We start from the raw sequence: 26,060 nt of genomic DNA, 5'->3' as shown, positions 1-26,060 counted from the left end.
CAAGAGAAGCGCAAGCGATCGCTACCAGCATAATATTGATCAAGTATTCAAAAATATGTATACTTGACAAATACATCCAACTAAAAGATATTAATTAATTCGTGGTTCGGCAACGAGAGTTTGATAAGGACGAAGTTTTAACGATTATTATGGATTTGTTCTGGCAACGTGGTTATGCCAACACTTCCATGAAAGATATTGTGCAAGCAACACGAATACAGCCTGGAAGCTTATATTCTGCCTTTGGTGACAAAGAGAAGTTGTTTCAGCAAGCCTTCAAAAAATACACGCAAGAATTCTTTCGGGCTTCTATGCCACGCCATTGTGCTCCCTTGGAATGTATTCAACAATGGTTTGAACATTTGGCTAAAGCGATGATTAACGACTCGAAACAGAAGGGTTGTTTGATTATTAACACGGCAATAGAGCGCGAATCGCATTCACCTAGCACGATCGCCATTATTGAAGATCGTTTAGATGAGATTGAGTCATTCTTTCGGCAAAATCTGGCTCAGGCAATTCAAGATGGAGATTTACCGAACTCATTTGCGATCGAGACGAATGCTAAAGCATTGCTGGGATTAGTTATAGGGATGTTAGCAGTTGGACGAATCCGACGCGATGCTCAAACGCTTAACAGTATTGCAGCAGGAGCGGGCACACTGCTTCAAATAAATTAATTTTGCTTTTGTCTCTTGACAATTATTTTTTTTGGTTTTATTTTGAATGAGTATTCAAATTGAATGAGCGTTCAAGAAACGCCGTTAATAGCTCAGGAGTAAACCAGATGTCCAATTTAGTTGTACACGGCTTTCCAGTGAGTCCTAATGTCCGCTCTGCGCGCATTGCCTTAATCGAGAAAGGAGTTGACTACCATTTCAACGAAATTGGGTTTGACTACTTAGGGACGGACGAATACGCAAAGCTCAACCCGTTTCGGAAGATGCCAGTATTGGAGCAAGGAGATTTCATTCTGTACGAAACTCCAGCAATTTTAGGCTACGTTGATGAAGCATTCGCTGGGCCGTCTTTACAGCCAGTTGATCCAAAAGCACGCGCCCAGGTGCGGAAATGGATTGGCATTGCGGCAAATTATTTATATCCAGTCGGTGTAATGCAACTATTCTTGCAGCGAATTATGACTCCCATTATGGGTGGGGTAAGTGATGAAGTTCTGATTGCAGAGTCAGCAAACATAACCAGTCAGCATTTAGATATCCTCGAACGTGAACTGACAACATCATTATTGTGGGTGATGCGTTGAGCTTGGCTGACATCATAGTTGGGTCAATGGTGTACTACGTCAATATGACGAAGGAAGGATCGGCACTGGTTAAAGCTAGACCCAAAACAGCAGCGTGGTTAGATACTCTCAGCCAGCGAAAGAGTTTTCATCAAACTCTAGCGGGACTGCTGGAAGCAAAGACGCAAGAACTGAGTAACTTTTAATTTACTCAGCACTGGATGTGGTCAATGAGTGTTTGTTCAAACATAATTACTAGAAGGATTGAGATTTAAGTAATGCAACTAGAAGGAAAACATGTGGTTGTGGTTGGTGGTAGCCAGGGGATTGGCTATGAGACTGCGCGACTAGCAAAACAGCTAGGTGCAGATGTAACAATTGCCAGCCGCTCATTAAGCAAGTTGGAAGAAGCATCTGAGCGACTAGGAAAGGTTTACACTGCGATAGTAGACATTACCGATGAAGCCGCAGTAGACCGTTTGTTTACCACAACGGGACAGGTTGACCACGTTTACATCGCAGCCGGTAGTTTTTTCGGTGGAAAGATTCTAGACGGCTCTGTTGAGCAATTTCGCCCTGCCATTGAAAGCCGTGTTTGGGGAAGTGTTTATGTCATTCGAGCAGCTGTGCCAAAAATGTTTTCTGGCGGCTCAATAACGCTCACTGGTGGTTTATCCACCGCTCGCCCAGTTGCGGGTGCCTGGGCAACTGCGGTTGCAACTGCGGCAGCTGAACAAATGTCACGTGCTTTGGCAATCGAATTAACCCCCATTCGTGTCAATGCTGTTTCCCCTGGTTGGACTGACACTCCTATGTGGGATGCAATTTTTGGCGAAGCCAAGCAAGGAGCTTTCCAAGAGGTTGCCTCAAAGATTCTGACTGGGCGTTTAGCAACGGCTGAAGAAGTCGCCAGCAGCGTGATTTTTCTGATGACCAATCCCTCCATTACCGGCGAAGTCATTCATGTTGATGGTGGCCATCGCTATGTGTAGGTCTTTGATTTTGTTTAGTTGAGAGTCACATAAATGCAATATCGATTACTGGGACAGACGGGTTTATATGTCTCTGAAATCTGCCTTGGCACTATGACCTTCGGGGGCGATGGTTTCTGGAAAGTTATCGGCGAATTGGGCATTGATGCCGCAACAGAACTCGTTAACGCTGCTTTCGATGGAGGCGTGAACTTTTTTGACACGGCAGATGTCTATTCAGAGGGGCAGTCTGAAGTCATCTTAGGAAAGGCACTTCAGCAGTTGGGATTGCCTCGTGATGAAGTCGTGATTGCCACAAAAGTACGTGAGCGAGTAGGAAAAGGAAACACCCCAAATCAAATTGGATTATCTCGCCATCATATTTTGAATGGAGTTGATCGCAGCTTGAAACGTCTTCAAGTAGACTACATTGACCTTTACCAGGTTCATGGTTTCGATCTACTGACTCCAATTGAAGAAACTCTAAGTGTTCTAGATGATGTAATTACCGCTGGTAAAGTGCGTTATATCGGATTATGCAACTTTTCTGCCTGGCAGATTATGAAGGCATTAGCGATCGCAGATAAATACCAATGGCATCGCTTCGAGTCGGTACAAGCATACTATTCTTTAGCCGGTCGTGATTTAGAGCGCGAGATTATTCCCCTGGCTCAAGATCAACGGTTGAGCATTTTACCCTGGAGTCCCTTAGCGGGTGGTTTACTAAGTGGCAAATTTGAACGCGAGAAAGACAATCCCACAGGTGCTAGACGCACTACATTTGACTTTCCTCCGGTTGATTTAGAACGAACATACAAAATTATTGATGCTTTACAGCCGATCGCCCAAAACCACAATTGCTCCATTGCTCGAATCGCCCTGGCATGGCTACTCAGTCGTAACTACGTCACAAGCGTCCTCATTGGTGCAAAGTCTGTAGAACAGTTACGGGATAACTTGATGGCTGCTGAATTAACGTTCACAGATGACGAACTCTCTGCGATTGATGAGTCAAGTCGTTTACCCGTGGAGTATCCCCAATGGATGCTGGATTACCAAGCTAAAGAACGATCGCCCGGAGGGAGCCGTTCAGCCTCATGATTTTGCAATATGAGAAGTCCTGCTGAAGACAGAATTCAGAATACCCCAGCAGTCAAGTCAGCGCGAAGAGTCACGGAAAGAATTTAATATCACGCGTGTTTTTAGCTACGTTAATTTTATCAGAATTTCAATCATCAAATTGCACCGACTATGAACCTGAAAATCTTTGCCTTAGTGCTGGCAACTTTGATGGGCATATCTGCAAAGACAATTGCTCAAACCTGGGATCGGTCTGCCCCTGGAGATTTTCAGGGTCGTTATCTTGTTTCGGTATCAGATGCAGATATGCTGGCTTCTGCCTACGTAGATGGAAAACTTGGATCTCGTGAAGGGAAGGATGGTATAAGTGTAATTCCTCTGACAGGGAAACAGATTCGAGACTTACGTGCTTACGAAACTGAGGTGAGTAATTGGTAATTGTGTCGCTGGACCACCTGCGGCAGTAGCGGTTACACCCGATGGTCGTTATGCATTAGTGGTTGAAACTTTTCAGCAAAGACCGCTAGGGGATTGGCAAAGTCAAACCTTTGCCCATCTCAAGCATGGGAAACGCCTTTTAGTGTTTGACTTGAGCAACCCGACTCGACCAACTCAAGTGCAAGAATTAGCGATCGCCGAGCGTCCTACATCTGTTAGCATCATAACCTCCCACGAATACCTTTCCCAACACGTTTAAAAAGGCTGGGTGGTTAATGCGAATAAATAAAAATATCGAATTCTTATTTTTTAATCTGACACCTACTACCAAATAGTCAAACAAGTACGAAACTTTAAGGCTTATATTTTTCTCTCCCGATAAGTAAATAATTTTGACCAATACCTTTTAAAAGGAGTGATTTCCTTAACCTATTACTGACGAAACTTGCATAATATCTTAAACAATATCTGATAAGTTTGTAGCTGTTTAAGATATTAGGATTGCTGTATGTCAGCAAGAGAGTTTCTCAAAGCTAAGTTTGATTCCCTTTATCCTCATCTGAACGAGAGATCGCTACGTCTGTGGGCTGCCGCAGAGGCTATTGCATTCGGTAGAGGTGGAATTACGCAAGTTTCTCAAGCAACTGGTCTGTCACCAAAAACGATTCGGGTTGGAATCCGTGAACTCGAAATTGAGCCAGATACTCAAATCAAACACACCCAATTTCAGGAGAAAACTCGATGTAAAGGAGGCGGTAGAAAACGTCTTTTAGACACCGACCAAACCTTAATTCCAGACCTGGAGGCATTAATTCAACCGGTGAATTGTGTCAATTCAGACTCACCTCTACGTTGGACTTGTGAAAGCAGCACAAAAATAGCTCAAAAATTGCAAGCTAAGGGTCATATCATCAGTCCAAGAAAAGTTGCTTCCTTATTGTATCAACTGGGTTACAGCCTACAAAACAACCGTAAAACTAAAGAAGGAGACTCTAACTGCAATCGGGATGTTCAATTTCAACGTATCCACGATCAAGTGCAAAATTTTCAAGCCCGTGGTCAACTTATAATTTCACTTGATATCAAGAAAAAAGAAGCTCTTGGAAACTATAAAAATGATGTAGAAAAATGCCAATCAAAAAAACAATTTGTCAACCCTAAAACTAATTATTTTCCCGAACAAGAACTTTTAAATGCTCTTCCGTGTGAAGTTTATGATTTGACTACAAGTCAGGAGTGGGTAAATGTGGGCATTAACAATAACACCGCAGAGGTTACTGTTGAGTCAATTCGTCGATGGTGGCAAGATATGGGTAAAAAAATTTACAATAATTCTACAGAATTGTTGATTACAGCAGACTGTAGTGAGCCTGATGGGTTATGGAAAACCCAACTTCAAAAGCTTGCTAACGAAATTCGACTTATCATTCAGTTTGCACATTTTCCGGCTGGTACAAGTAAGTGGAACAACATAGAACATCGTATGTTCTGTCTGATTACAGAAAACTGGAGAGGTAGACCACTAACCATTAAAGGAGTAGCAATTAATTTAATAAGTACTACTACTACCAATAAAGAACTGATAATTAGAAATCCATCTAATGAAAATAAGTATCAGATCGACATGAACGTCACTGACAACCAATTGTCAAAAGTCCATTTAAAAAAGCCTGAATTTAATGATGACTGGAACTACCGATTTTTACCTCAAAATGCTTTGAGCTTTTCGTCTTTATTTAAATAGAAGTAAGCAAACTATTTGAAATTAACAGGGAATAAAAACTATACAGATCGAATTAGTTATAGTTGTATGAGTAGTTATGTATAAATCATAACCACTCATGCAACTTATAGTGAATATTTGAGCAATAAATTTTACTTAATCAGCGATATCTTCTCAAGTGGATAATATTGTCAAATCAATCTATAGATATTTTTGATTTTAATTTTATCTGAAAACAATGAACATAATTGCTACTTTAACATTCAATATCATTTTTTGCAATTCCAACCAAATTCAGTAGATCGAAAACTTTTGGAAGTTGACGAAAGAATGAGGGTTTCAGCCGTCGGTTTTGAAACTGGCAATCATAGCCAGTTGCGATCGCTCTGAAGTCCACCCAAAACAAAAGTTCTTGAAACGCAAATTACAAGCTGATTTCGGCTTTTGGTATATCCAAGCGGAAATCAAGGACTGGTAAGGCTTATGGAAAACTTTTCGATCTACTGAAATTGTCTTCTACTAATATTTCTATAAATCCCTACTATGACATCTTTCTCGAAAAGCAACTAGCTTCAAAAACAAGTAAGTTATTTATGCGCGATTACAATGGTCAAATCTTACTTGAATAGCCATTTTAATTATGTTATTGTAATTTCGTAATCAGTAATTACACGAGAATAAGCAATACCAAACTTAATGATTCAGGTAATATAACAACTGCTCAAGCCATAATTAGATGAGCATTCCTAGAAAAAGGAAACAATCATGTTCTCAACAAAAGTTTTAAAAGTAGCTTAACTTTGTAGGTTATAGCAAATAGAATTTTGGCTAAATCATCTAGCCAATTTAAAATTACTTTTCTTGACTATGTGTGAAACATCTTAATCCTATCTTTGTACTAGCTTGATAGAGAAGTAATTTGAGTTAAAAGGATAGTATTTATGTCCTGAATTTACCTAAATTAATTTTTTACGGGTCTAAAACTCTTTTGAATACGAGGAAATTTTTCATGTTAACAGAATCAAAACCGGAGCAGTACCTCAAAATCAGAACTACTAAACTGCTCATTAACAACGAGTGGATCGATAGTATTTCTGGCAAAACATTCAAGACAATTAATCCAGCTACTGGCGAAATCATTTGCGAGATTGCCGAGGCTGATGTTCGCGATGTTGATCGAGCAGTTAAAGTTGCTCGTACTGCTTTTGAATCCAGGGAATGGGCCACTATGTCTAGTAGTAATCGTGGCAAATTGTTATATAGATTAGCTAATTTGATAGAAGAACATGCAGATGAGCTAGCAAGGCTTGAAACTCTCGACAACGGTAAACCGTTGACAGATTCACTTAATATTGACTTACCGCTGACTATTGCCTGCTATCGCTACTACGCAGGCTGGGCTGATAAGATTCAGGGTAAAACTCTCTCAACCAATAGTCCGTTTTTCAGCTATACCAGACATGAACCAATCGGAGTTATTGGTCAGATTATTCCTTGGAACTTTCCATTAGTAATGCAAGCATGGAAGCTTGCACCAGCTTTAGCAGCAGGCAATACAGTTGTTCTCAAGCCTGCTGAACAGACACCTTTAACAGCGCTTCGAGTGGGTGAGCTAATCGTTGAAGCGGGTTTTCCCCCAGGTGTCGTTAATATTCTGCCAGGCTATGGGCCAACTGCTGGTGCTGCGATCGCAAGGCATGCAGATATCGATAAGGTTGCTTTTACTGGCTCGACTGAAGTAGGACGCTTAGTTATGGAAGCTGCCGCTAAGAGCAACCTTAAGCGTGTAACACTAGAGATGGGTGGTAAAAGTCCTAATATTGTCTTTGCTGATGCCGATATGGATCAAGCAATTGAAGGGGCACATTCCGCTCTGTTTTTCAACCAAGGGCAGTGTTGTGCTGCGGGATCTAGGCTATTTGTTGAAGAGAAATGCTACGACGAGTTTGTTGCTAAGAGTGTTGAACGAGCTAAGCAACGTATTGTTGGGAACCCATTTGATGCAAAAGTAGAACAAGGTCCAGTGATAGATCAAATGCAACTTAATAAAGTAGTAAGCTACATTGAGTCGGGTATATCCGAAGGTGCTCGGCTGTTATGTGGTGGTAGTCAAGTAGGTAATAATGGATTTTTCATAGAGCCTACGGTTTTTGCTGATGTTCAAGACTATATGAAGATTGCCCAAGAGGAAATTTTTGGGCCAGTTATGAGCATTATCAAATTTAAAGACATAGACGAAGTAATACAGCGAGCAAATGCAACAATTTATGGGCTAGCTGCAGGAGTATGGACTAAGGATATCTCTAAAGCTCATGCAATTATAAATAATGTACGGGCTGGAACTATTTGGGTTAATTGCTATGAAATATTCGACGCAGCTGCCCCTTTTGGTGGGTTTAAGCAATCTGGGATTGGCAGAGAACTGGGTGAGTACGGACTTCAGGAATATACTGAAATCAAGACTGTCACAATTAAACTCTAAATAAAGAGACTATCAAAGCTAAATTGCTGATGTCTTGGACTAATAAAAGCTCAAGTTAAATTGGTGAGTGATAAACCGTAAAATTCCCAGAGATAAATAATTTGAGCAGACTTAATTACACAATTTATCCCCTGCCTACGTCAACCTCAATCCTTTCAACAAATTCGCAACATTGCGGCACGCAGTAAAAAAGCTCTCAGAGCATAAGCCGCAAACAACAAGTATATACACATTACACTTCTTTAGAGTAGGTACGTAAAAATGACTAGCCAATCTAAATATCTCAATGATCAACGTATTCTTTCACATGGTTATAAAGATGAAACACTCGAACAAACTGTAGAAACTATTAAAGAAAGAATTCGTCGAGCAGGAGATAAACCCCATGTTAGCGTTGAAAAACAATTAATAATTGTGGACGAATTAGCTGATTGTCCTTATGGTCAATTTTTATTAAAAAATCAAGGATTAGACGGGGATTGGGCAGATTACATGATTTGTCATCCGTATACAGGGAGAATTAGTGGTATTGATCCACAAGGTCGTCATTTTACAGAAATTGAAAAGACACTTTTTGATAAATGTCCAAGCTTTCTTGCCACACAGGAAAGGTCTGTGCATTTCACTAAAATTATTCAAAAATATGTTCGAGAGGGAACAGTTTTAGCTTCTTTGCCTTGTGGTTTTATGAGAGATTTATTAAGTTTGGATTTTACGGGAATAAATAATTTCCGTTTGATTGGAATCGATATTGATCCAAATATGCTTAATGGTGCTAAAGAATTAGCAAAACAATACACTTTATCTGCTAAAGTTGAGTTCTTTCAAGAAGATGCATGGAATCTACCCTTTGAAAACAAATTTAACTTATTAACTAGTAACGGTTTAAATATTTATGAAGCTGATGATAATAAAGTTACACAATTGTATCATCAGTTTTTCAAAGCGTTGGCTCCAGGTGGGTTATTAGTAACTAGCTTTTTAACACCACCCTTAGATATAGACTCTAAATCAGAGAGAGATATAAACCGCATAGATCAAAATAATCTACTACAAGAAAATATCATTTTTGCTGATATTTTAAATTCCAAGTGGAGATGTTTTAGAAGTTGTTCCACTACAAAAGTACAACTAGAAACAGCTGGATTTGATGACATAAACTTTGTTTATGATAATGCACGTATATTTCCAACAGTGGCAGCACATAAACCAAAGTAGTACACTTATAAACTCACTGATGGATTTTGGCTTTAGAAACACCTTACAAATTCTTTTATAGAGTTTGTGAGGTGTTTCTATTCCATGCCAAATGAAAATTCGTAAGTTGAAGTGGGGATTAGAGAATGGTTTCACTGCATATTCTTGAACATTTTAATAGGGATTCAGACTTTAACCAAAGTTTACTCATACTTTCTTTACTAGTACCCAGTCCGCAGTCATAGAGCGTCCATTCTTTAGACAGCTGCTCTAATTGGGGAAGGAATGAACGCGACTAACTCTATCTAACGAGGGCTGACATAATTTTTATTTTAATAATTAATATTATTTTTACAACTTTAAACCTAATTATAATCTATTAATATTCTATAAATCCCTAATTTAACATCTTTTTAAAGACGTAATTAGCCTCTAAAACAAGTAAGTTATTTATGCGCGATTATGAATAGCCAAATCTTACTTGAATAGCCATGTTAAGTTATGCTATTGTAATTTTGTAATCAGCATTTCGCCATAGTAAACAATTCTAAAATATAGTTAATTCAAAATTACACGGTTAGCATTGCTTATTACTGCTCTTAATTTAGTTTTTGTTTTTTCAAAGGAATAGCTCAATTCCATAATAGTAATTCTCCGTTAATCAGTGCTGTAAATCTAGCAAGTTTCTTGATTTATTTTTAAGCAATGCAATGTCTATAGGTGTAGCTCTAAGGCTACTAGATTTATCTGCATCAAGTGGAATTTTAATAGGGCAATTATTGTCTGTTGTTATCAATATTGACGAATTTAAATATTCCCACCCTAGTGGCTTAAATTCGTAAATTCTCATAACTCTCAATAGCAATTTATAAGAGGTAAAAGCAAAAATGGCAAGCCAATTTGTTACCGGAACTCAAGGAAATGATTCTATCCAACTGATAGACTCACAGAATGATATCACTGTTGTTGCCCTTGGAGGTGATGACCTGATCCTGACTGGATCTGGGAACGACTTAATTATTGCAGGTAGTGGGAACGATATTATTCCTTCAGAAGAAGGGGACGACTCTATTGATGCGGGTGATGGCAATGATTTGGTTAATGGGCAAGATGGTAATGATTTTATAGATGGTGGTGCAGGAAACGACCTTCTTGCAGGTGGAAACGGTGACGATGTCATCAAATCTGGACTTGGCAACGATACTATCAATGGTGGTTCTGGCAACGATACTATTTATCTTGAAGGTAAGTTGAACATAGTTTTTGGTGAGGCTGGCAATGACATTATCTATGGCGGTGATGGCACTGACGTGATTGATGCAGGTGACGGTAACGACCTTCTTTATACTGGTGCTGGGGATGACACTGTTACTGGTGGAGGTGGTAACGATAGGCTTAATGGTGGAATCGGTAACGATTTTATAGTCGGTGCTAAAGGAGACGATCGCATTTTTGGCGATGTAGGTAACGACGTACTGTTGGGAAATGATGGCGTAGACTTTTTAAATGGTGATGTCGGGAATGATAATCTCGATGGTGGTAAAGGCAACGATTTGTTGGCTGGTGGTAGTGATAATGACATTTTGGCTGGTGCTGATAGCAATGATACCCTCGAAGGTGATAGTGGAAGCGATACCTTGAATGGTGGTGCGGGAGCAGACAGACTAATTGGTGTCAATCCCGTTGTTGCTAGTTTTGGCCTTGGAAAGGGTGAAATTGACGTTCTTACAGGCGGTCAAGCAAGAGATACTTTCGTTCTAGGTGATAAGAATGCTGTTTACTACAATGACGGCAATCCATCATCCATTGGAGATCAAGATTTCGCGCTTATCAAAGACTTTCAGTCTGGTTTGGATACTATCGAACTCAAAGGTTCGGCATCAGATTATTTATTGGTTCAATCTTTTGGCAGCCTTCCAAGTGGGACATCTATATACTTTGCTGGCACTTCAAACATTCTTCCTGAACTTATAGGTTTAATTGAAGGACAAGTCGCTACAAATTTCAATCTCAATAATACCAGCCAGTTCTCTTTTGTTTAACCTGAGTTTGACAGATTGAAAAAGGTGCAAAAAAGCTGAGACTTTAATAAAACCACAAAAGGGTGTCTCAGCAATATCCACCGTTGTATTTTGGTTTAACGTAACGGCGTTTTTGTAGCGATCGCGTGGAGACTAGCGCTAAAAACAAGTCTTAAGCGTAAGGTCTGACGCTACATCAACGCCGCAACACTCGCAATGGGAGTGGTAACAAAACTTGATTCTAGGTTTTTTCATTTTCAATACACAACATTTCAAGACGTACCGACCTATCTGATTGGAAGTGATGTATACAATGGGCTACGCCTAATTTATCTTTTGATTCGGCAACGCCCTTTTTTTACATTAAAACTGTCACATTCCCCTATTTCAAATGTTTCACATATTTTGTCAAACTTTCAGATCAGCAACTCTTAGAAACTTATTTATTAAATTGCATAATTTTCGAAATAAGCTCTGATAATTTGATAGTAGTAAATAGCAGGATTTGTACAAGTCAAAATTAATTTTTTAACTTGTATAAATTCTTAAATTAACTCTACCACCTTTGTAGGAAATCACAGAATGAATAGCTCTATGCCGAAATCCAAGCTAAATTTAGAGACTTGCGATATTAAAAAAGCAGTTAACATTCTTGGCTTAGAAATTTCTGATAGAGAAGTGGATGAATTAAAATCTGGCAATAATATTTCACTTAAAAATAGAGATTTAAGTGAGATTGGCTCCGTATTCATCCTTGCAGAAGCTGTTTTAAGAACCAAGCTAGTTAAAGTTAAAAGTGTTAACTTTGACGAATTACAAAAAGTAACAGCAGACTTTTCACAGCACTCTGGCATTCCAATTTACTGTTGGGACTCTGAAACTAGTGGTAAGAGCTGTCTTCTACTAACTCTAGTGGATGGTAAACCTAATATTCGATTGTCAAGTGGGAGGTCAATTTGATACCTGTAAAGTTATCTGCTTTAGGAGTTTACCTACCTACTCAGATCATGACAAACCATGAGATAGCTAAAATAGTGGATACGTCTGATGAGTGGATTCGTACTAGAACTGGGATAGTTCAACGGCGAATTGCTTCTCCTGAAGAAAGCACATCTACTTTAGCAACAGCTGCTGCAAAACAGGTGTTGGATAAACGCGGTATCGAATCATTAGAAGTAGAAATGATTCTAGTCGCAACTATGATGCCTGATACACCATTTCCATCAGTTGCTTGTCAGGTGCAGAATAATATAGGAGCTTTGAATGCCTTTGCCTTTGATATATCTGCGGCCTGTTCAGGATTTGTCTATGGTCTAGAAACAGCAGCACAGTTTATCAAAACTGGTACAGTTCGTAATGCCTTGGTTATAGGGGCAGAAGTTCTCTCCAGATGTATAGATTGGCAAGACCGTTCTACATGTGTGCTGTTTGGAGATGGTGCAGGAGCAGTTTTGCTTGAGTCAGGGCAAGAAGAAAATGGTTTTTTAGCTTCTGTGCTGCGTGCTGATGGTTCAGGTAAACATCTGTTGTATATGCCTGCTGGGGGTACTACACTTCCAACTTCAATTCAAACTGTCAAAAATAGGCAGCATTTTCTGAAAATGAATGGGGAAGAATTATTTCAGGTTGTAGTACCAATGGTATGCGATACCATCACCGATACCTGCAATAAAGCAAATATTTCTGTTGAAGATATTCAGCTGATTATTCCTCATCAGGCTAACATTCACATTATTGAAGAAGTTGCTGTATATTTGGGAATTTCATTTGAACGTTTCATGTGCAACCTTCATAAATATGGAAATACCTCTGCTGCTTCAATTCCACTTGCTTTATTTGATGCTGTTCAAGAAGGGAGAATTGTCACAGGCGACTATGTGATGATGGTTGGGTTTGGCGCAGGGCTGACTTGTGGAGCAAGTCTAATTCGCTGGGACAAATCGTTTGTTTGCTAGAGGGTAGTTTACACATCACAAAACAAAAATCAAATGTTTCTAAAAGACAAAATTTGTGCGTCTTCTGCCCAGTCACCAATTCAAGTCAAAACTGGAATAGATTTTATCTCTATCAAAGATATAAAAGACTTAGCGGATGCACCAATAGGAGTTTGGTTAACAGAACAAGAATGGAAAGATGTTTTAACTCTTCCAAATGAGAATCATCGACTTCAACGATTAGCAGGAAAATTCGCTTGTAAAGAAGCAATTATAAAGGTTTTGGAAAGTGGCATTAGTCAAATTGAATTGGTTGACATAGAAATATTACACAATAGTTCTGGAAAACCAATTGTTTTTTTATATGAAACTGCTCTTCCTTTTTGGCAAAATATTGCAGCTCATCATTTGGATGTAAGTATTAGCCATGAAAAAGATTATGCAACGGCGATCGCAATTGCAATATGTCTGAAGCATTGAAATTTATAGCAGAAAAAAGATGTCAAACATGGAAGCATTTGTTTTTCAAAATAAGCGTGGGCAAAACCTTGTGGGTGTTATGCATTATGGGCAAGTCAATCAACCCAGACCGTGTTTAATTGTATGTCATGGATTTGCAGGTACTAAGATTGGTGGAAGTCGGCGCTTTGTAGAATTTGCTCGCTATGCTGTGAAACATAATTTATCAGTATTTAGATTTGATTTTACAGGTTCAGGTGATAGTGATGGTGATTTAGTAGACCTAACTTTAGATAGAGAATTAGAAGATTTAGAAGCTGCAATTGATTTAGTTAAGAAGATAGATGGTGTTGACCCAAACGCAATTGGATTAGTAGGACATTGCTTAGGTGCAGTAACTGTTATCCGAGAAAGTGCGAGAAATTCAGAGATATATAAGACCGTTGCATGGGCACCATTTACTGATTTGTCAGGCACTGTTATGCGATTGATTGGAGAAGATTCATTTTCTCTTTTAGAAGAGGGTGATGAATCAGAATTTCTCTACCACGGAGAACTTATGACCTGTGGCCCTGAAATTCTTAAGCAATCTTTTGAGCTTGATATGTTAAAAGAGGTTGAGCAAGCTAATCAGCCCTTGTTAATTATTCATGGAACTGAAGATGCAACAGTTCCATTACAAGAGGTAAAGCAATTAGTAGAGCAAGCACAAATGACTTCTAATAAACCACCAAAATTACAGGTAATAGAAGGAGCGCATCATTCTTTTCCATTCCATCAACAAGAACTTTTTGAGCTAACAATTGAATGGTTTATTAACTAAATTAGCTCTATTGGTTACTCAAATACTGATTGAAAAGTACTACTATATTTAAGAAACTCTCAAAATAGAGAAGGAGAAGAACATGGTTGCAATCAATGAAAAAGACTCTAAGCCAGTTTCATTCTATGAATTTTGTAATGCTGTTGCCCAAAGACTTAACATAGACCAAAATAAGCTTCTTCCTGATGCTTCTTGGGTAGATGATGTAGGAATATCTTCCGTGGATATTGTCAAAATTGTGATGCTAATACGGCAAAAATTTGGTGTGAAGATATCTACAACTCAAGCTGGAAGAATTAAAACAGTACAAAATGCCTATCAATTATTGGAATCAGCATTAAATAATAGCTAGAAAAAGATTTTTATATCTTTAAAAGTTACGTCAAAAAGTTTAGATTTAAATATCTTGATATCAATGGAGGTTTCTTTAAACTATGAAACGATTAACTTCAAACAATTACGCGTTAGTTTTTCCCGGACAAGGTTCTCAATATGTAGGAATGGGATTAGAAATTTCTAAGAAGTTTATCTCAGCAGAAAAAATTTTTGAGACTGCCGAACAAATTACAAATTTAAATATTCGGAATCTCTCATTTTTCGGTTTGGAAGAAAATTTGATGGAAACCTCCATTGCACAACCTTGTTTATTAACAACGAACATAGCCCTGTACAGTGTTTTTCAAGAACATTTTCCTATAAAACCAAAATTTATCTGTGGACATAGTGCTGGAGAATATGCTGCATTAGTTGCTGCTGGCGTACTCTCTTTTGCAGATGCTATACGCTTGATTGAAGTTAGAGGAGCCTTAATGTCAAAAACGCAGGAGGGTGGTATGTTGGCTCTAAAAGGAGTTACATTAAAACAAGCAGAAGAACTATGTAGAGAAAATGTGCAACCAAATGGTGTGTTAGTTCCTGCTAACTTGAACTCACCAGAACAAATTGTTATATCCGGTGATAATGCTTCTATAGAAGAAGCTCTTTTTTATGCCTTTGAAAATAATCTGAAAGCTATCCCTTTAGCTGTCTCAGGGGCTTTTCATTCTCCTTTAATGCAAGAAGCTGCACAACAGTTTGCTCATATAGTTCGTAAGTTTCAATTCAATAATGCAACTATACCTGTAATCTCAAATGTTACAGCAGGACCAATGCTCAAGGGTTATGAATGGAGGCAGTTATCAGAGCAGCAAATAACTTCTGCTGTTCATTGGGAGGCTTCGATACGTTATATCCAACAACAAGGAATTGAAATTTTTGTTGAGGTCGGACCAGGGAAAATCTTGTCTAAGTTAATTAAAAAGATTGTTCCGTCTGCTCTAGTTTTTAGTGTTGAAGATGTTAAATCTTTGCAGAAGACATTGATTGAGTTACAAGAAGTTTTAGAATCGCAACTAGTCTAATTGTCGATTGTAGATATGAGCGATTTTTAAGACATTCCTAGCTAAAAATTATCAATAGCTAATCAAGGTAAAAGATTAATGGTTCATGTGCTGGTAACATTAACACCTAATCCTCATGCATCGGAAGCTGCTGAGAATTACAAAAAACGGGCTGTAGCAATTCGTGATGAATATGGAGCAGAAGTAGTTTTACGTATGCACACCAAGGAGCGATTGCTCGGTTCTTTTGAGGAAGAATCTATCCGAATATTAAAGTTCCCCTCAGTTGAGCATGTACGAGGATGGTTAACAGATCCACGTTACTTGGAAGTTTTACCATTTCGAGATCAAGCTTATCGCAAAGTAACCATTACTGTCTTAGAAGATTAATATTCTTCAAATATAGCGTTTAGACTTTGTAGCATACTTAATAATCTCGTTATTTTCTAATTGGAAGTTGTCAAGATTATCAAGTTAAAGTTGCAAGTTGCTGCTAGATGGCTCAGAGAACTGAATGACACTATTTCGTAAATATAATTAGAGGTGAATGATGAATTTAAACACATACGCAGTTATTGGTAGTGGTGCTAGTGGTATTGCTACGGCTTACTATCTACGACAACGTGGCTTCAATGTTGAATTAATTGAGCAAGATGATGCCATTGGTGGACGCATTCGCCCATTTCTATTAGGAGATAGACCAGTACAGTTAGGAGGAAAAAATATTGGTAGAACATACAATCTTTTCCGAGAGTTTACAACTGCAATGGGGAACAATCCCTATGAGTTTTTTGGGCTTAACTCTTCTCAAGTTCGTAACAATAAATTACTAACTTTAGATAACAGTCGCCGTGTCAAAGCAACCCTAGAATTTTTGAGCCAAGGGACTCCTAAAGATATCTGGCGGTTCTGGAATGTTTGTGGAGCCGTCATGCGAAACCTTCAAAATGGTCTTTTGGGTGGCCCTTACTTCACTGACTTCTGTCAACGTCTAGGAGATAAACCTCTGAGTGAATATTTCAGCCCCAATTTTTGTCAGGTTGTTATCCGACCTATGACCGTTCGGATGAATGGAGCAGAACCAGAAGAAGCTTATGTTGGAAATCTGGGGAGTAATCTCCGCATGGTTCTTGATACTTACGACCAGTTGACTCAAGGAATGCAACCTGTATTGGAACAGTTTGCTAAAACTGGGCCTGTACGATTGAATAGTCGTGTAGAGTCGTTGATGGTTCGCAATGGACGTGTTGTCGGTCTACGATTACGGGATTTATCTGGTGTGCAAGAATTAGAATATGCGGGTGTTATATTGGCAACTCCTGCATCAGTATCTTCTAAAATAGTTGCACCTCAAAGTTCAGAGCTAGCTGAAACTTTAGACTTGGTTAACTACTATCCTGTAACTGTAGTGGTAGCAGAGTACGCTCGCGAAGTTTTTTCAAAAAAAGTACGGGCTTTAGTATTTAATGACACATATCCTATCAGCAATGCCGGAGCTTACGGTATTAACGAACGCAACGTTATTCGCTATACCTTTAGTGGTCGTACAGGTCGCCGCTACATGAAGGATGGAGCTACTTCTGAAGAACTCATTCGTTTAGCAGAAGAAGCTCTAAATAAATATATTCCCATTAGCGGATCTGATCGTATGCGATACGTTGCTAAATATCATCCAGTTGGATTGTGTGCCTATACTAGCAATTATCCTCAATTCACCACCAATCTAAAAACTCAGCTTTCCCAACTTCCAGGGCTTTATCTAACAGGTGATTACATCAAAGGAGCATCTCTTGAAGCCTGCTTTGAAGCTGGTAAAACTTGTGCTGACGAAGTAGTTCAATTTGAGGAATTGCAAATTTCACAAAAATCTGAATTAGCTGCGATTAGCACTTAGCTCCCCTAATCTGCAATCATCGCTGTTTTAAGCCAGGATTATGGTTATTAGACATCTCCGCTCTGTAGCTATCCCACTTGCCATTGAAGAATTAACTCGTGGTAAGGATTCAGGTGGCAGAGTATTGACAAAGGGGACACTTGAGGGGGAGTATCACAAATATGAACCAAAACCTGCCTCAAGATTTAGACCGAGAAAGCTTGAACCAGTTATCAAAAGAAGAACTGGTAGAGATAATTATTGAGCAGAGCAAGGCAATATGTGAGTTACAGAAAACAATCTTAGAACTACAGCAAGAAGTAGAACGTTTATAATTGCTAATTCTAGTAACTCCCTGTCTCGCCCTTCTTTACTTCCTCAATATTAGACCTGAATCCTTACGCATTGAATCATGTCAATGCCGTAAGGCTCGTATTCAAAGAAATCATATTGCTTGCGCTATTTTAGTTTGGCTTCGACTTAAAGATTTAGCTTATAAAAGTGGTCAAACAATTTATAAAATTAAGCATGGATTGCTGTCAAATTATTTAATTCAACAACTAAAGCGTCCCAATGTTCCCATGTTTGCCTTTTAGGTTGTTTGGCGCTCGGCACGGCTACGCCGCACCATTGCTTGTGACAGTTGTGTAAGTCCTGAAATATTCCAATAGTGCTTCACCAATGCCGTTTCTATTCCGAATACAAAGCTTTTAGAAAGAGGCTAAATAATACTAATGTACTACTAAATGGCGATTGCAGTGGGGAGCAACGCGATTTTGTGAGGTGCTAAAAATTAGGGGTACAAATCACCTGTTTAATAGTGCGATCGCAGCGAAACATCTGTTTTTATTGAGAATCTAACCATATAACTGAGAATTAAACCCCGATCTCACTTTTTCGCGTTGCTCCCATCGCAGTGTGCCAGTTGCGTAAGTCCTGTTCTCTTTCAGAGACGCTAACGCGAACGCCAACGGCATGGCTTCGCTTAGAGTGAGTCTTCGTTCGCTTTTAGCGTCTCGTAGAGAGCGTCATTTTGAATTTTGAATTCCCCAAAGGGGTTGACTGGTGTCGATTGTTTCCACAGTAAGGGTTTCAGGCTACAAAATCGATTGTTTGTTGCTGTGCAAAAGTACTTTTAACGAACTCTGCAATCTCTATACGATTCCCGCCGGGATCTCGGAGGAAAAACCGCACGCATCCTGGAAGTGGTCGTCGATCGGGAATAATTTCTATCCCATGCTCTTTTAGGTGTTCTTCAAAGGCGTTCAAGTTATCGATTTGGAAACAAAAATGTCGTCTAGATGCTTGGTTATTGGCGTTTTTCTCTCTACTAACGTGCAGTTCAATGTCTCCCAGCTTGTACCACGCTCCTGGATCATTTTTGATGACATCAGGTCTGGCAATTTCAGTCAGTCCCAAAACTTCGCTGTAGAAAGATAGCATTGCTTCCTCCACTTCAAAAGGATAGGTTACTTGAATATGATGAATTGCATTAAGCTTCATAAATTTTTCTCCTAATTTGGGTTAAATTTGGTAGCGCTACAATCACCTTTTGCTGTAATACTGGCGTATTTCTAAAGTTTTTCTGTTCAAACTCACCACACATTTATGCGACAAGCTTTTCCATACTGATGCGTTCTTCAATGAGATAGCCAAGTTTTCTATAAAACTCAACTACTTCTGCGTTGGAGACACGAACTTGAAGATTGATTTTGAGGCATCCCATCGCTATCATTACCTTCTCTGCGTGCTGCACTAGCTTGCTACCAATACCCTGCCGTTGATACTGAGGACTGACCGCAACTGTGTATAGCCAACCGCGATGCCCGTCATATCCTGCCATGATAGTGCCTACAATTACAGAGTTAATCTCAGTAACGAAAAACAACTCAGGCTGTACAGCAAGTTTCTGACTGATTACCAATTTTGGGCTGCTGTGCGACGGATTATTAGGAAACACCTCATCCCACAAAGCACTGACTAATTCAGCATCAGATTCTTGGTATGGTCTTATGTTCATCTACATCTCTAAATCAAAGGACTTGCCTTTGCACATTGTTTGTGAAATACTACTCTTAAACTACGGTTAACTGATATGTTTTAAGTAGTATTATACAAAAATTACCATAAAACATCGCGTCCTGAAAGCAATTACAGGCTAATCCTAAGATGACAAACACAGAAATTCGTACTGCTCAAGTTAAAGTCCCTAACGGAGATTTGCAAATTGATGCTTACTTAGCTGAACCAATAAAAAAGGGAACCTTCCCAGCCGTTATTGTGATTCAGGAAATTTTTGGGGTTAATATTCACATTCGGGAAGTTGCTGAGAAATTTGCCAAAGAGGGGTATGTGGCGATCGCACCAACTTTATTTCAACGCACCGCCCCCGGTTTTGAGGGTGGATACACTCCTGAAGATGTTCAGCAAGGAAGAGGGTATAAAGAGCAGACAACAGCAGAGGAAATATTGAGTGATATTAAGGCTGCGATCGCTTATTTAAGAACTCTACCAAATGTACAAGGAGATGCGATCGGCTCTATTGGTTTCTGCTTTGGTGGTCATGTCGTTTATCTAGCTGCCACTTTACCAGATATCAAAGTTACAGCTTCTTTCTATGGCGGCGGTATTCCCAACTCAACTCCCGGCGGTGGAGAACCAACCATCACCCGCACTCCAGAGATTAAAGGCCCTATTTACGCCTTCTTTGGACTTGACGATCAGGGAATCCCCTTAGAACATACAGAACAGATTGAGGCTGAATTGAAGAAAAATCAGATTACTCATGCTATTTTCCGTTATCCCGGTGCAGGACATGGCTTTTTCTGCAACCATCGCGCCAGCTACAATGCCGAAGCTGCTGCCGATGCTTGGAAAAATGTTCAAGAACTATTCCGAAAGAACCTTCAACTTCAAAAAGTCTAAATCTTTAGGTTAGGAGCAATACAACACTAGAGGCGTACATCTGTGCGCCTCTACGACTGAAGATAGGCAAATATTAGCCAAATAAGTCAAAAGCAAATTAAAAAACAAAGTATCACGTCCATGATTCTCGCCTTAAAACAGCCACAAGTTAAGATTTTCCAACGTTTTTCACTATTCCTTTTACCTGGATTATTAACAATCTCAACAACCTTAATTAGTTGCTCAGTCCAAACCCCAAACTCAGAAAATCAAACCATCGATTTGAAAACCAAAGTTGTCCGAATGGGGTATCAAAGTTCTGGGGATATTGTCAGACTTAAAGGATTGATCGAAAAACGTCTAAAGCCTTTAGGTGTTTCTGTAGAATGGGCGCAATTTGCCGCCGGGCCACAACTGATGGAAGCGATGAATGTGGGTAGGGTTGATATTGGTTCTGTCGGCGAGACTCCCCCGATATTTGCCCAAGCTGCTGGTACATCTTTAGTTTATGTTGCTAGTAATAAACCCAGTACTGGTAAAGGAAGCGGAATTATCGTCCAAAATAATTCACCGATTCGGACTTTAGCCGATCTCAAAGGTAAAAAAGTAGTTTTTCAAAAGGGTTCTGCTTCCCATTATTTATTAATAAAAGCTTTGGAAGAGGCTGGTTTGAAATATAGTGATATTCAAGCTCTTAGCCTCCCTCCTTCAGAAGCTCGTGATGCTTTTATTCAAGGCAAAATAGATGCTTGGGTAACTTGGGACCCTTATTTAGCCGTGGCCCAAAAAAAGGCCAATGCTCGTGTTTTGCGAGATGCTAGTGGCATTTCTACTCAGGGCGGATATTATATGGCTGCGCGAAAATTTGCCACAGAAAATCCGAAATTAGTGCGATTAGTTCTTGAGGAAATCGATAACACAGGTAAATGGGGTGAGAAAAACCGAGCAGAAGTTGTAAAACTGACTATTCCTCATCTCAAAATTGATGAAGATATTTTAACAACAATGATTGAAAGGCGAACTTATGGGTTAAGACCAATTACCCCAGAAATCATGGAAAATCAACAGAAGATTGCAGATTTGTTTGCCAAAGAAAAAGTGATTCCTAAACCTATTAGTATCAAGGAAGCGATGCTGACTAATGAAGAATATACAGCCATCACACCAGAAACCATCAGTCAGAAATAGGGACAGGAGATAGGAACATGGAAGTTTTTTGGTATTTACCTACACAGGGAGATGAGCGTTATTTAGGTACTACAATTGGCAGACGAGCAGCCACTTATCCTATATGCAGCAAATCGCTCAAGCTGTTGATAAATTGGGCTATGGTGGGATGTTGATTGGTACTGGACAAAAACAAGATACTTGGATTGTAGCGACTTCCTTAATTTCAGTTACAGAACGCTTGCGGTTTCTTGTCGCTTTTCGTCCGGCAATTATGTCGCCTTCATTAGCAGTGAGGATGGCTGCTACTTTTGACCAGATTTCTAACGGTCGAATTATTCTAAATGTTGTCACTGGTGGCGACACCAAAGAACTTGCTAAAGATGGAATTTTCTTAGATCACGATCAGCGTTATGAACTCACAGATGAGTTTTTGACAATTTGGCGATCGCTCATGCAAGGTGAAGAAGTAACCTATAGTGAGTGGTCGCCACTTGCAAGTTCAAGGCGCAAAACTCCAATTTCCTCCCGTACAAAAGCCTTACCCTACCTTATATTTTGGTGGTTCTTCGGATGCTGCGCTTCAAGTTGCAGCGAAACATATTGATGTGTATTTAACTTGGGGTGAACCACCAGATCAAGTTGCTCAAAAGATTGCAAAGGTACGCCAATTAGCAGCAGAACAAGGTAGAACAGTCCGCTTTGGAATTCGGATGCACGTCATAGTCAGGGAAACTACGCAAAAAGCTTGAGATGCAGCGAATGAACTGATTCAGTATGTTGATGATGAAACCATAGCAGCTGCACATCAGCGGTTTGCTCAGTCTGAATCAGAAGGACAACGCCGTATGGCTCAACTGCATAATAGACCCGTCCTAAAACTTGCAAGCCAATATTTATAAGGCTTTGAGACCAATCCTTGCAGATTCTCTTTAAACGTAACAATTAGGGTTTGATATCGTTACTGATAGTTTAGAGCCAAAAAATGAAGTTATGCATTCAAGGCGATCGCTAATTGTTATTATTTTGAATTGTTAAGCTGGGTTCCAAGTGCCGTGGAAACTGTGGGGAATGACGCTAGGTAATCCCAGTTTGCAAACTGGTTCTGCATCCAGGCGATCGCTATCAAATATCCAAACTTTACTACTATGAGAATTACCATCGTATACAACAGTTAGCACCCAGCCTTGCTCAGGGTTTTGGGCATCTTGCGCGTAGATGGGTTCTGAAGGATAACGGTTTTCTCCTAAGTCTGCTTCGGTGAGGGTTTCGGTTTTGTAGTCGAAGCGGGCGATCGCACTGAATAATTCTTTGTCTGTATCCCCTCTTTGAGGCATTAATGATACATAAGTATAGCGCCAAGGTTGTCCAACTTGCGATCGCTGCACTACAGGAAATTCACACTTGCGATTGACAACTTCCTGTATTGCTGTTACTTTGCCGGTTTGGGGATTGAGGCGAACTTGCCACAATGTTCCTCTAGTAACTGTGTGCGTCTTAGCACTTGCAAATTCTCTGAGATATTCATTAGTTTGGTGAAAATCTGCATATCGCACCATATCTAGAACCACGGAACCGTCTTCATCTTCACAACCATTGCCAAAATGCCAATTGAACCAAGGATCAGTTTCGCCACGACTAACTAAAGATAAATTTTCCCGGTCAAAGATTAACACCTGGGTTCCTAATTGAGGTTCCCACAATAGAGATTCACTAAAGGTAGTCACACCTAGCAAAAGTGACAGCATTTTCATCCGCATCGGTGGCATAAAAAACACCAGATACCTTTGAGTTAAAACAAAATCATGCATTATCGAGTAGCGATCCAGCTTAAAAGCAGTTTTTTGGATAATTTTGCCAGTAGCATCGCTTTTGTAGAGATTCAGTTGTACGGAACTGCCGATACTGATTCCAAAGTTAAAAATTTCGCCTGTTTGGGAATCGCGCTTGTAATGAGCAGAATAAGGTAATCCGTTATCCAAAGCACCTAAATCATCTAATCCCTTCGTTTCTAAAGTTTGCAAATCAAGGGCATAAGGATTGCTTGCTTCCCATAAAGCCAACAATTTATCGGGTAAAGCCAACACTGAGGTATTTGCTGCATTCTTGATCTGTTGACCCCAGCGCTTCCAGATGGGGCCTGGTGGATGCATCCCATAGACACCATAAAGAAATCTATCTGCTTGAGTTTCAGCTTGATATTCTGCTGTTTGCACATAGCGATAGACTCCGGTAACTCCTGCATCTGTGAAATGAACGCCGAGAATTGCCCCATCTCCATCAAACCAGTGTCCTACGCGATTACCACCGCGTTCTAGGCGTGCAGGGCCATTGCGGTAAAGAGTGCCACGCAAGCCATCTGGAACTTTGCCAGAAATAATTGATAGCTGAGTAAGGGGAAATTCTTTTGCCGGTTCTGCGATCGCACCAGCCCAGGAATTATTTATTGACTTTTTATTGATAGTATGCATACTAAAATTTCTGAAAATATTGATTTCTGCAAGCCGCACACTCATGACTCTTAGTCACGAGTTAGGCGCTCCATATTTCCATACTTTATCTTACTATGGTCATGCACATGGTAAGATAAAGTATGGAAGTAAAATACGGTAGAGGCTACGTTTATGCAATTGAGTATCATATCGTATGGTGTGTTAAATATAGGCACAAGGTACTGAAAGATGAAATAGCCGAGTTTCTGAAACAGACTTTGGTTGAGACGGCAATTCTCTACAAGTTTAAAGTCGAGAGTCTTGAAGTTGTAGAAGATCATGTTCACGTTTTAGTATCTGCAACGCCTCAGCATACTATTCCGAATATAGTCAAAATGCTAAAGGGAATATCGGCCAGGAAACTGTTTTTAAAGTTTCCTCAACTCAAGGAAAAGTTATGGGGAGGTCATCTTTGGAACCCTAGTTATTTTGTTTCAACAGTTAGCGAAAATACAGAAGCACAAGTTAAGAAATACATAGAAAGCCAAAATGCAGAAAGCGTTTAAAGTTACACTCATTCCTAACCATAACCAACAAGTCTTAATTAATAAGAGTATTGGTTGTGCAAGGTTTGTATATAACCACTTTCTAGCATTAAAACAAGAATTGTACCAGACCGAACAAAAAACGTTAAGCTATAACGCTTGTAGTCAGCGATTAACTCTATTCAAAAAAGAAGTCGAATGGCTCCAAGATGTAGATAAGTTCGCCTTACAAAACTCACTTAGGAATTTAGAGACAGCATACAAAAACTTTTTTGCTGACTCAAGAAAGTTAAAGGCAAAAAAATATAGGCTTTCCTAAATTCAAAAAGAAGAATGTCTCCAAGCAGTCTTACAAAACCAACCTGACTAACGGCAACATTCAGGTAATACAAAATCGTTTAAAACTTCCCAAGATGGGATGGGTAAGGTTCCACAACTCTCAAAATATTACTGGAACGATTATAAACGTTACGATAACTCGCACCTCGTCAGGTAAATATATTGCTAGCATTCTATGTGAAACAGAGATAGAGAAACACTCTCAAGTCGCTCAAAATATTGGTTTAGACCTGGGAATTAAATCTTATCTTGTTACAAGCAATGGTGAAATTGTAGATAATCCCAAATATTACCAAATTCAAAAAAGGAAAGTACGTAAAGCGCATAAAGAACTATCCCGTAGTGCAAAAAGTAGTAATAATAGAGTCAAAGCGAAAATCAAGCTGGCTCGTACTTATGAACGCATTACGAATTTGAGAGATGACTTTTTACATAAGCTGTCAACCCGCTTAATCAAAGAAAACAGCATCATCTGTATCGTTCGCGGAGCGTGTCGGAGACAAGATTTACAAGTCGCTAACATGGTGAAGAATCACAAATTAGCTTCGAGTATTTCCGATGCTAGCTGGTCAAAATTCGTTACCATGCTCGAATACAAAGCTATGTGGCATGACAGAATTGTGCAGAAAGTTGGTACGTTTTACCCCTCATCTCAGACTTGCAACTGCTGTAGTTTTATCAATCCACTAGTCAAGGATTTAAAGTTGCGTGAATGGTCTTGCCCTACTTGCAGTAAGGAGAATTTAAGAGACGCAAACGCCGCTTTAAACATACTCGGTGAGGGCTTGAGGTTAATAGCCGCCGTGGGTATCCCGGAGGCTCTAAACGCCTGTGGAGAACTTGTAAGACCTGAAGTAATTCAGGCAGAGATCGTTGAAGCAGGAATCACGCCACTTATAGTGGTGTGAGGTTCAAATGTAGACAATTGCATTTTTACATTGTTGCAATTTTTTAAAGATGCAAAAAATGGAGTAAGCGTTGTTGATTTATCGGGAAAGCCTCTTTTTTCGCACTCCTGCACCCTTGCTCCCCTGCTCCCCTCCCCTCTGC

General features: G+C 39.6%; 30 protein-coding genes and 2 pseudogenes. 29 read left to right on the top strand and 3 right to left on the bottom strand.

Going from position 1 to position 26,060, the window contains the following annotated elements:
• The first annotated feature begins 101 nt into the window (after positions 1-101).
• From V7K44_RS20185 to V7K44_RS33260, 22 genes and pseudogenes are all read left to right on the top strand, one after another.
• Positions 102-680, top strand: coding sequence for a TetR/AcrR family transcriptional regulator (locus V7K44_RS20185; RefSeq protein ID WP_334933681.1), 579 nt, complete (start codon positions 102-104; stop codon positions 678-680).
• 107 nt (positions 681-787) lie between these two features.
• The gene (locus V7K44_RS20180; RefSeq protein ID WP_334933679.1) at positions 788-1,264 is read left to right on the top strand and encodes a glutathione S-transferase family protein; all 477 of its coding nucleotides are present in this window, start codon (positions 788-790) and stop codon (positions 1,262-1,264) included.
• Complete coding sequence (locus tag V7K44_RS20175) at positions 1,249-1,449, top strand: glutathione binding-like protein (protein ID WP_334933677.1); 201 nt, start codon at positions 1,249-1,251, stop codon at positions 1,447-1,449. The genes V7K44_RS20180 and V7K44_RS20175 overlap by 16 nt, the downstream gene beginning before the upstream one ends.
• A gap of 72 nt (positions 1,450-1,521) precedes the next feature.
• The gene (locus V7K44_RS20170; RefSeq protein ID WP_334933675.1) at positions 1,522-2,235 is read left to right on the top strand and encodes an SDR family oxidoreductase; all 714 of its coding nucleotides are present in this window, start codon (positions 1,522-1,524) and stop codon (positions 2,233-2,235) included.
• Positions 2,236-2,268: 33 nt separating this feature from the next.
• Entirely contained in the window at positions 2,269-3,315 is a 1,047-nt protein-coding gene (locus tag V7K44_RS20165) for an aldo/keto reductase (protein ID WP_334933673.1), read from the top strand.
• 150 nt (positions 3,316-3,465) lie between these two features.
• On the top strand, positions 3,466-3,732 hold the full coding sequence (locus V7K44_RS20160; protein WP_334933671.1) for a hypothetical protein: 267 nt from the start codon (positions 3,466-3,468) through the stop codon (positions 3,730-3,732).
• Positions 3,733-3,790: 58 nt separating this feature from the next.
• Entirely contained in the window at positions 3,791-3,991 is a 201-nt protein-coding gene (locus V7K44_RS20155) for a hypothetical protein (RefSeq protein WP_334933669.1), read from the top strand.
• Between the two features lie 249 nt (positions 3,992-4,240).
• Positions 4,241-5,476 carry an ISAzo13 family transposase gene (locus tag V7K44_RS20150; RefSeq protein ID WP_334933668.1) on the top strand — a complete coding sequence of 412 codons (1,236 nt, stop codon included), beginning with the start codon at positions 4,241-4,243 and terminating at the stop codon, positions 5,474-5,476.
• A gap of 331 nt (positions 5,477-5,807) precedes the next feature.
• Positions 5,808-5,933 carry a hypothetical protein gene (locus V7K44_RS20145; RefSeq protein WP_334933667.1) on the top strand — a complete coding sequence of 42 codons (126 nt, stop codon included), beginning with the start codon at positions 5,808-5,810 and terminating at the stop codon, positions 5,931-5,933.
• 531 nt (positions 5,934-6,464) lie between these two features.
• Positions 6,465-7,937 (top strand): aldehyde dehydrogenase family protein, encoded by a 1,473-nt coding sequence (locus V7K44_RS20140; protein WP_334933666.1) that lies wholly within the window; start codon positions 6,465-6,467, stop codon positions 7,935-7,937.
• A gap of 261 nt (positions 7,938-8,198) precedes the next feature.
• Positions 8,199-9,155: a class I SAM-dependent methyltransferase gene (locus V7K44_RS20135; protein ID WP_334933665.1), complete on the top strand. Its 957-nt coding sequence runs from the start codon at positions 8,199-8,201 to the stop codon at positions 9,153-9,155.
• Between the two features lie 866 nt (positions 9,156-10,021).
• Positions 10,022-11,176, top strand: a complete 1,155-nt coding sequence (locus V7K44_RS20130; protein ID WP_334933664.1) for a calcium-binding protein — start codon at positions 10,022-10,024, stop codon at positions 11,174-11,176.
• Positions 11,177-11,737: 561 nt separating this feature from the next.
• The gene (locus V7K44_RS20125; RefSeq protein WP_334933663.1) at positions 11,738-12,115 is read left to right on the top strand and encodes a hypothetical protein; all 378 of its coding nucleotides are present in this window, start codon (positions 11,738-11,740) and stop codon (positions 12,113-12,115) included.
• On the top strand, positions 12,112-13,110 hold the full coding sequence (locus V7K44_RS20120) for a beta-ketoacyl-ACP synthase III (protein WP_334933662.1): 999 nt from the start codon (positions 12,112-12,114) through the stop codon (positions 13,108-13,110). The genes V7K44_RS20125 and V7K44_RS20120 overlap by 4 nt, the downstream gene beginning before the upstream one ends.
• Positions 13,111-13,143: 33 nt before the next feature.
• Positions 13,144-13,569, top strand: a complete 426-nt coding sequence (locus V7K44_RS20115; RefSeq protein WP_334933661.1) for a holo-ACP synthase — start codon at positions 13,144-13,146, stop codon at positions 13,567-13,569.
• 28 nt (positions 13,570-13,597) lie between these two features.
• On the top strand, positions 13,598-14,371 hold the full coding sequence (locus tag V7K44_RS20110) for an alpha/beta hydrolase (protein WP_334933660.1): 774 nt from the start codon (positions 13,598-13,600) through the stop codon (positions 14,369-14,371).
• Positions 14,372-14,453: 82 nt separating this feature from the next.
• On the top strand, positions 14,454-14,723 hold the full coding sequence (locus tag V7K44_RS20105) for an acyl carrier protein (protein WP_334933659.1): 270 nt from the start codon (positions 14,454-14,456) through the stop codon (positions 14,721-14,723).
• 82 nt (positions 14,724-14,805) lie between these two features.
• The gene (gene fabD / locus V7K44_RS20100; RefSeq protein ID WP_334933658.1) at positions 14,806-15,771 is read left to right on the top strand and encodes an ACP S-malonyltransferase; all 966 of its coding nucleotides are present in this window, start codon (positions 14,806-14,808) and stop codon (positions 15,769-15,771) included.
• 78 nt (positions 15,772-15,849) lie between these two features.
• Positions 15,850-16,140, top strand: a complete 291-nt coding sequence (locus V7K44_RS20095) for a DUF1330 domain-containing protein (RefSeq protein ID WP_334933657.1) — start codon at positions 15,850-15,852, stop codon at positions 16,138-16,140.
• A 160-nt stretch (positions 16,141-16,300) separates the two neighbouring features.
• Complete coding sequence (locus V7K44_RS20090; protein WP_334933656.1) at positions 16,301-17,644, top strand: protoporphyrinogen/coproporphyrinogen oxidase; 1,344 nt, start codon at positions 16,301-16,303, stop codon at positions 17,642-17,644.
• A gap of 161 nt (positions 17,645-17,805) precedes the next feature.
• A pseudogene (locus V7K44_RS20085) lies at positions 17,806-17,955 on the top strand (IS66 family transposase); the annotation flags it as partial.
• Between the two features lie 72 nt (positions 17,956-18,027).
• Positions 18,028-18,219 (top strand): annotated as a pseudogene (locus V7K44_RS33260) (IS701 family transposase); the annotation flags it as partial.
• A 496-nt stretch (positions 18,220-18,715) separates the two neighbouring features.
• Here V7K44_RS33260 and V7K44_RS20080 read toward each other — a convergent pair.
• Complete coding sequence (locus V7K44_RS20080) at positions 18,716-19,126, bottom strand: VOC family protein (RefSeq protein ID WP_334933655.1); 411 nt, start codon at positions 19,124-19,126, stop codon at positions 18,716-18,718.
• Between the two features lie 103 nt (positions 19,127-19,229).
• Entirely contained in the window at positions 19,230-19,643 is a 414-nt protein-coding gene (locus tag V7K44_RS20075; RefSeq protein WP_334933654.1) for a GNAT family acetyltransferase, read from the bottom strand.
• Between the two features lie 149 nt (positions 19,644-19,792).
• On the opposite strand from V7K44_RS20075, the gene V7K44_RS20070 reads away from it, so the two are divergent.
• The 4 genes from V7K44_RS20070 to V7K44_RS20055 all read left to right on the top strand — a co-directional run bounded on the left by V7K44_RS20070 (position 19,793) and on the right by V7K44_RS20055 (position 22,446).
• On the top strand, positions 19,793-20,548 hold the full coding sequence (locus tag V7K44_RS20070) for a dienelactone hydrolase family protein (RefSeq protein WP_334933653.1): 756 nt from the start codon (positions 19,793-19,795) through the stop codon (positions 20,546-20,548).
• 120 nt (positions 20,549-20,668) lie between these two features.
• On the top strand, positions 20,669-21,715 hold the full coding sequence (locus V7K44_RS20065; RefSeq protein WP_334933652.1) for a sulfonate ABC transporter substrate-binding protein: 1,047 nt from the start codon (positions 20,669-20,671) through the stop codon (positions 21,713-21,715).
• A 103-nt stretch (positions 21,716-21,818) separates the two neighbouring features.
• Positions 21,819-22,301, top strand: a complete 483-nt coding sequence (locus V7K44_RS20060) for an LLM class flavin-dependent oxidoreductase (RefSeq protein ID WP_334933651.1) — start codon at positions 21,819-21,821, stop codon at positions 22,299-22,301.
• Positions 22,189-22,446 carry an LLM class flavin-dependent oxidoreductase gene (locus tag V7K44_RS20055; RefSeq protein WP_334933650.1) on the top strand — a complete coding sequence of 86 codons (258 nt, stop codon included), beginning with the start codon at positions 22,189-22,191 and terminating at the stop codon, positions 22,444-22,446. The genes V7K44_RS20060 and V7K44_RS20055 overlap by 113 nt, the downstream gene beginning before the upstream one ends.
• Positions 22,447-22,728: 282 nt before the next feature.
• On the opposite strand, the gene V7K44_RS20050 is transcribed toward V7K44_RS20055, so the two are convergent.
• A complete protein-coding gene (locus tag V7K44_RS20050; protein ID WP_334933649.1) occupies positions 22,729-24,165 on the bottom strand; it encodes a carotenoid oxygenase family protein in 1,437 nt (478 codons plus the stop codon).
• 122 nt (positions 24,166-24,287) lie between these two features.
• Between V7K44_RS20050 and tnpA the strand changes: the two genes are divergently transcribed.
• From tnpA to V7K44_RS20035, 3 genes are read left to right on the top strand one after another with little or no spacing between them, the layout of a single operon-like run.
• Positions 24,288-24,692: an IS200/IS605 family transposase gene (gene tnpA, locus V7K44_RS20045; RefSeq protein ID WP_334933648.1), complete on the top strand. Its 405-nt coding sequence runs from the start codon at positions 24,288-24,290 to the stop codon at positions 24,690-24,692.
• Positions 24,676-24,990 (top strand): helix-turn-helix domain-containing protein, encoded by a 315-nt coding sequence (locus V7K44_RS20040; RefSeq protein ID WP_334933647.1) that lies wholly within the window; start codon positions 24,676-24,678, stop codon positions 24,988-24,990. The genes tnpA and V7K44_RS20040 overlap by 17 nt, the downstream gene beginning before the upstream one ends.
• The gene (locus V7K44_RS20035; RefSeq protein WP_334933730.1) at positions 24,977-25,918 is read left to right on the top strand and encodes an RNA-guided endonuclease TnpB family protein; all 942 of its coding nucleotides are present in this window, start codon (positions 24,977-24,979) and stop codon (positions 25,916-25,918) included. Before V7K44_RS20040 ends, V7K44_RS20035 begins: the two co-directional genes overlap by 14 nt.
• Positions 25,919-26,060: the final 142 nt, after the last annotated feature.

The sequence above is a fragment of the Nostoc sp. genome (assembly GCF_036917235.1).
Lineage (GTDB): Bacteria > Cyanobacteriota > Cyanobacteriia > Cyanobacteriales > Nostocaceae > Nostoc.
Note: the sequence above shows the minus strand (reverse complement) of the source record. Positions and strands in the feature narration are given on the sequence as shown.

What these genes read in the sequence shown, in the direction of transcription:
- V7K44_RS20065 (WP_334933652.1), top strand. Translation starts at nt 20,669, where the DNA reads ATGATTCTCGCCTTAAAACAGCCACAAGTTAAGATTTTCCAACGTTTT.
- V7K44_RS20125 (WP_334933663.1), top strand. Translation starts at nt 11,738, where the DNA reads ATGAATAGCTCTATGCCGAAATCCAAGCTAAATTTAGAGACTTGCGAT.
- V7K44_RS20180 (WP_334933679.1), top strand. Translation starts at nt 788, where the DNA reads ATGTCCAATTTAGTTGTACACGGCTTTCCAGTGAGTCCTAATGTCCGC.
- fabD (WP_334933658.1), top strand. Translation starts at nt 14,806, where the DNA reads ATGAAACGATTAACTTCAAACAATTACGCGTTAGTTTTTCCCGGACAA.
- V7K44_RS20160 (WP_334933671.1), top strand. Translation starts at nt 3,466, where the DNA reads ATGAACCTGAAAATCTTTGCCTTAGTGCTGGCAACTTTGATGGGCATA.
- V7K44_RS20090 (WP_334933656.1), top strand. Translation starts at nt 16,301, where the DNA reads ATGAATTTAAACACATACGCAGTTATTGGTAGTGGTGCTAGTGGTATT.
- V7K44_RS20170 (WP_334933675.1), top strand. Translation starts at nt 1,522, where the DNA reads ATGCAACTAGAAGGAAAACATGTGGTTGTGGTTGGTGGTAGCCAGGGG.
- V7K44_RS20165 (WP_334933673.1), top strand. Translation starts at nt 2,269, where the DNA reads ATGCAATATCGATTACTGGGACAGACGGGTTTATATGTCTCTGAAATC.
- V7K44_RS20115 (WP_334933661.1), top strand. Translation starts at nt 13,144, where the DNA reads ATGTTTCTAAAAGACAAAATTTGTGCGTCTTCTGCCCAGTCACCAATT.
- V7K44_RS20110 (WP_334933660.1), top strand. Translation starts at nt 13,598, where the DNA reads ATGGAAGCATTTGTTTTTCAAAATAAGCGTGGGCAAAACCTTGTGGGT.
- V7K44_RS20135 (WP_334933665.1), top strand. Translation starts at nt 8,199, where the DNA reads ATGACTAGCCAATCTAAATATCTCAATGATCAACGTATTCTTTCACAT.
- V7K44_RS20080 (WP_334933655.1), bottom strand. Translation starts at nt 19,126, where the DNA reads ATGAAGCTTAATGCAATTCATCATATTCAAGTAACCTATCCTTTTGAA.
- V7K44_RS20075 (WP_334933654.1), bottom strand. Translation starts at nt 19,643, where the DNA reads ATGAACATAAGACCATACCAAGAATCTGATGCTGAATTAGTCAGTGCT.
- tnpA (WP_334933648.1), top strand. Translation starts at nt 24,288, where the DNA reads ATGGAAGTAAAATACGGTAGAGGCTACGTTTATGCAATTGAGTATCAT.
- V7K44_RS20050 (WP_334933649.1), bottom strand. Translation starts at nt 24,165, where the DNA reads ATGCATACTATCAATAAAAAGTCAATAAATAATTCCTGGGCTGGTGCG.
- V7K44_RS20060 (WP_334933651.1), top strand. Translation starts at nt 21,819, where the DNA reads ATGCAGCAAATCGCTCAAGCTGTTGATAAATTGGGCTATGGTGGGATG.
- V7K44_RS20150 (WP_334933668.1), top strand. Translation starts at nt 4,241, where the DNA reads ATGTCAGCAAGAGAGTTTCTCAAAGCTAAGTTTGATTCCCTTTATCCT.
- V7K44_RS20105 (WP_334933659.1), top strand. Translation starts at nt 14,454, where the DNA reads ATGGTTGCAATCAATGAAAAAGACTCTAAGCCAGTTTCATTCTATGAA.
- V7K44_RS20040 (WP_334933647.1), top strand. Translation starts at nt 24,676, where the DNA reads ATGCAGAAAGCGTTTAAAGTTACACTCATTCCTAACCATAACCAACAA.
- V7K44_RS20130 (WP_334933664.1), top strand. Translation starts at nt 10,022, where the DNA reads ATGGCAAGCCAATTTGTTACCGGAACTCAAGGAAATGATTCTATCCAA.
- V7K44_RS20140 (WP_334933666.1), top strand. Translation starts at nt 6,465, where the DNA reads ATGTTAACAGAATCAAAACCGGAGCAGTACCTCAAAATCAGAACTACT.
- V7K44_RS20070 (WP_334933653.1), top strand. Translation starts at nt 19,793, where the DNA reads ATGACAAACACAGAAATTCGTACTGCTCAAGTTAAAGTCCCTAACGGA.
- V7K44_RS20095 (WP_334933657.1), top strand. Translation starts at nt 15,850, where the DNA reads ATGGTTCATGTGCTGGTAACATTAACACCTAATCCTCATGCATCGGAA.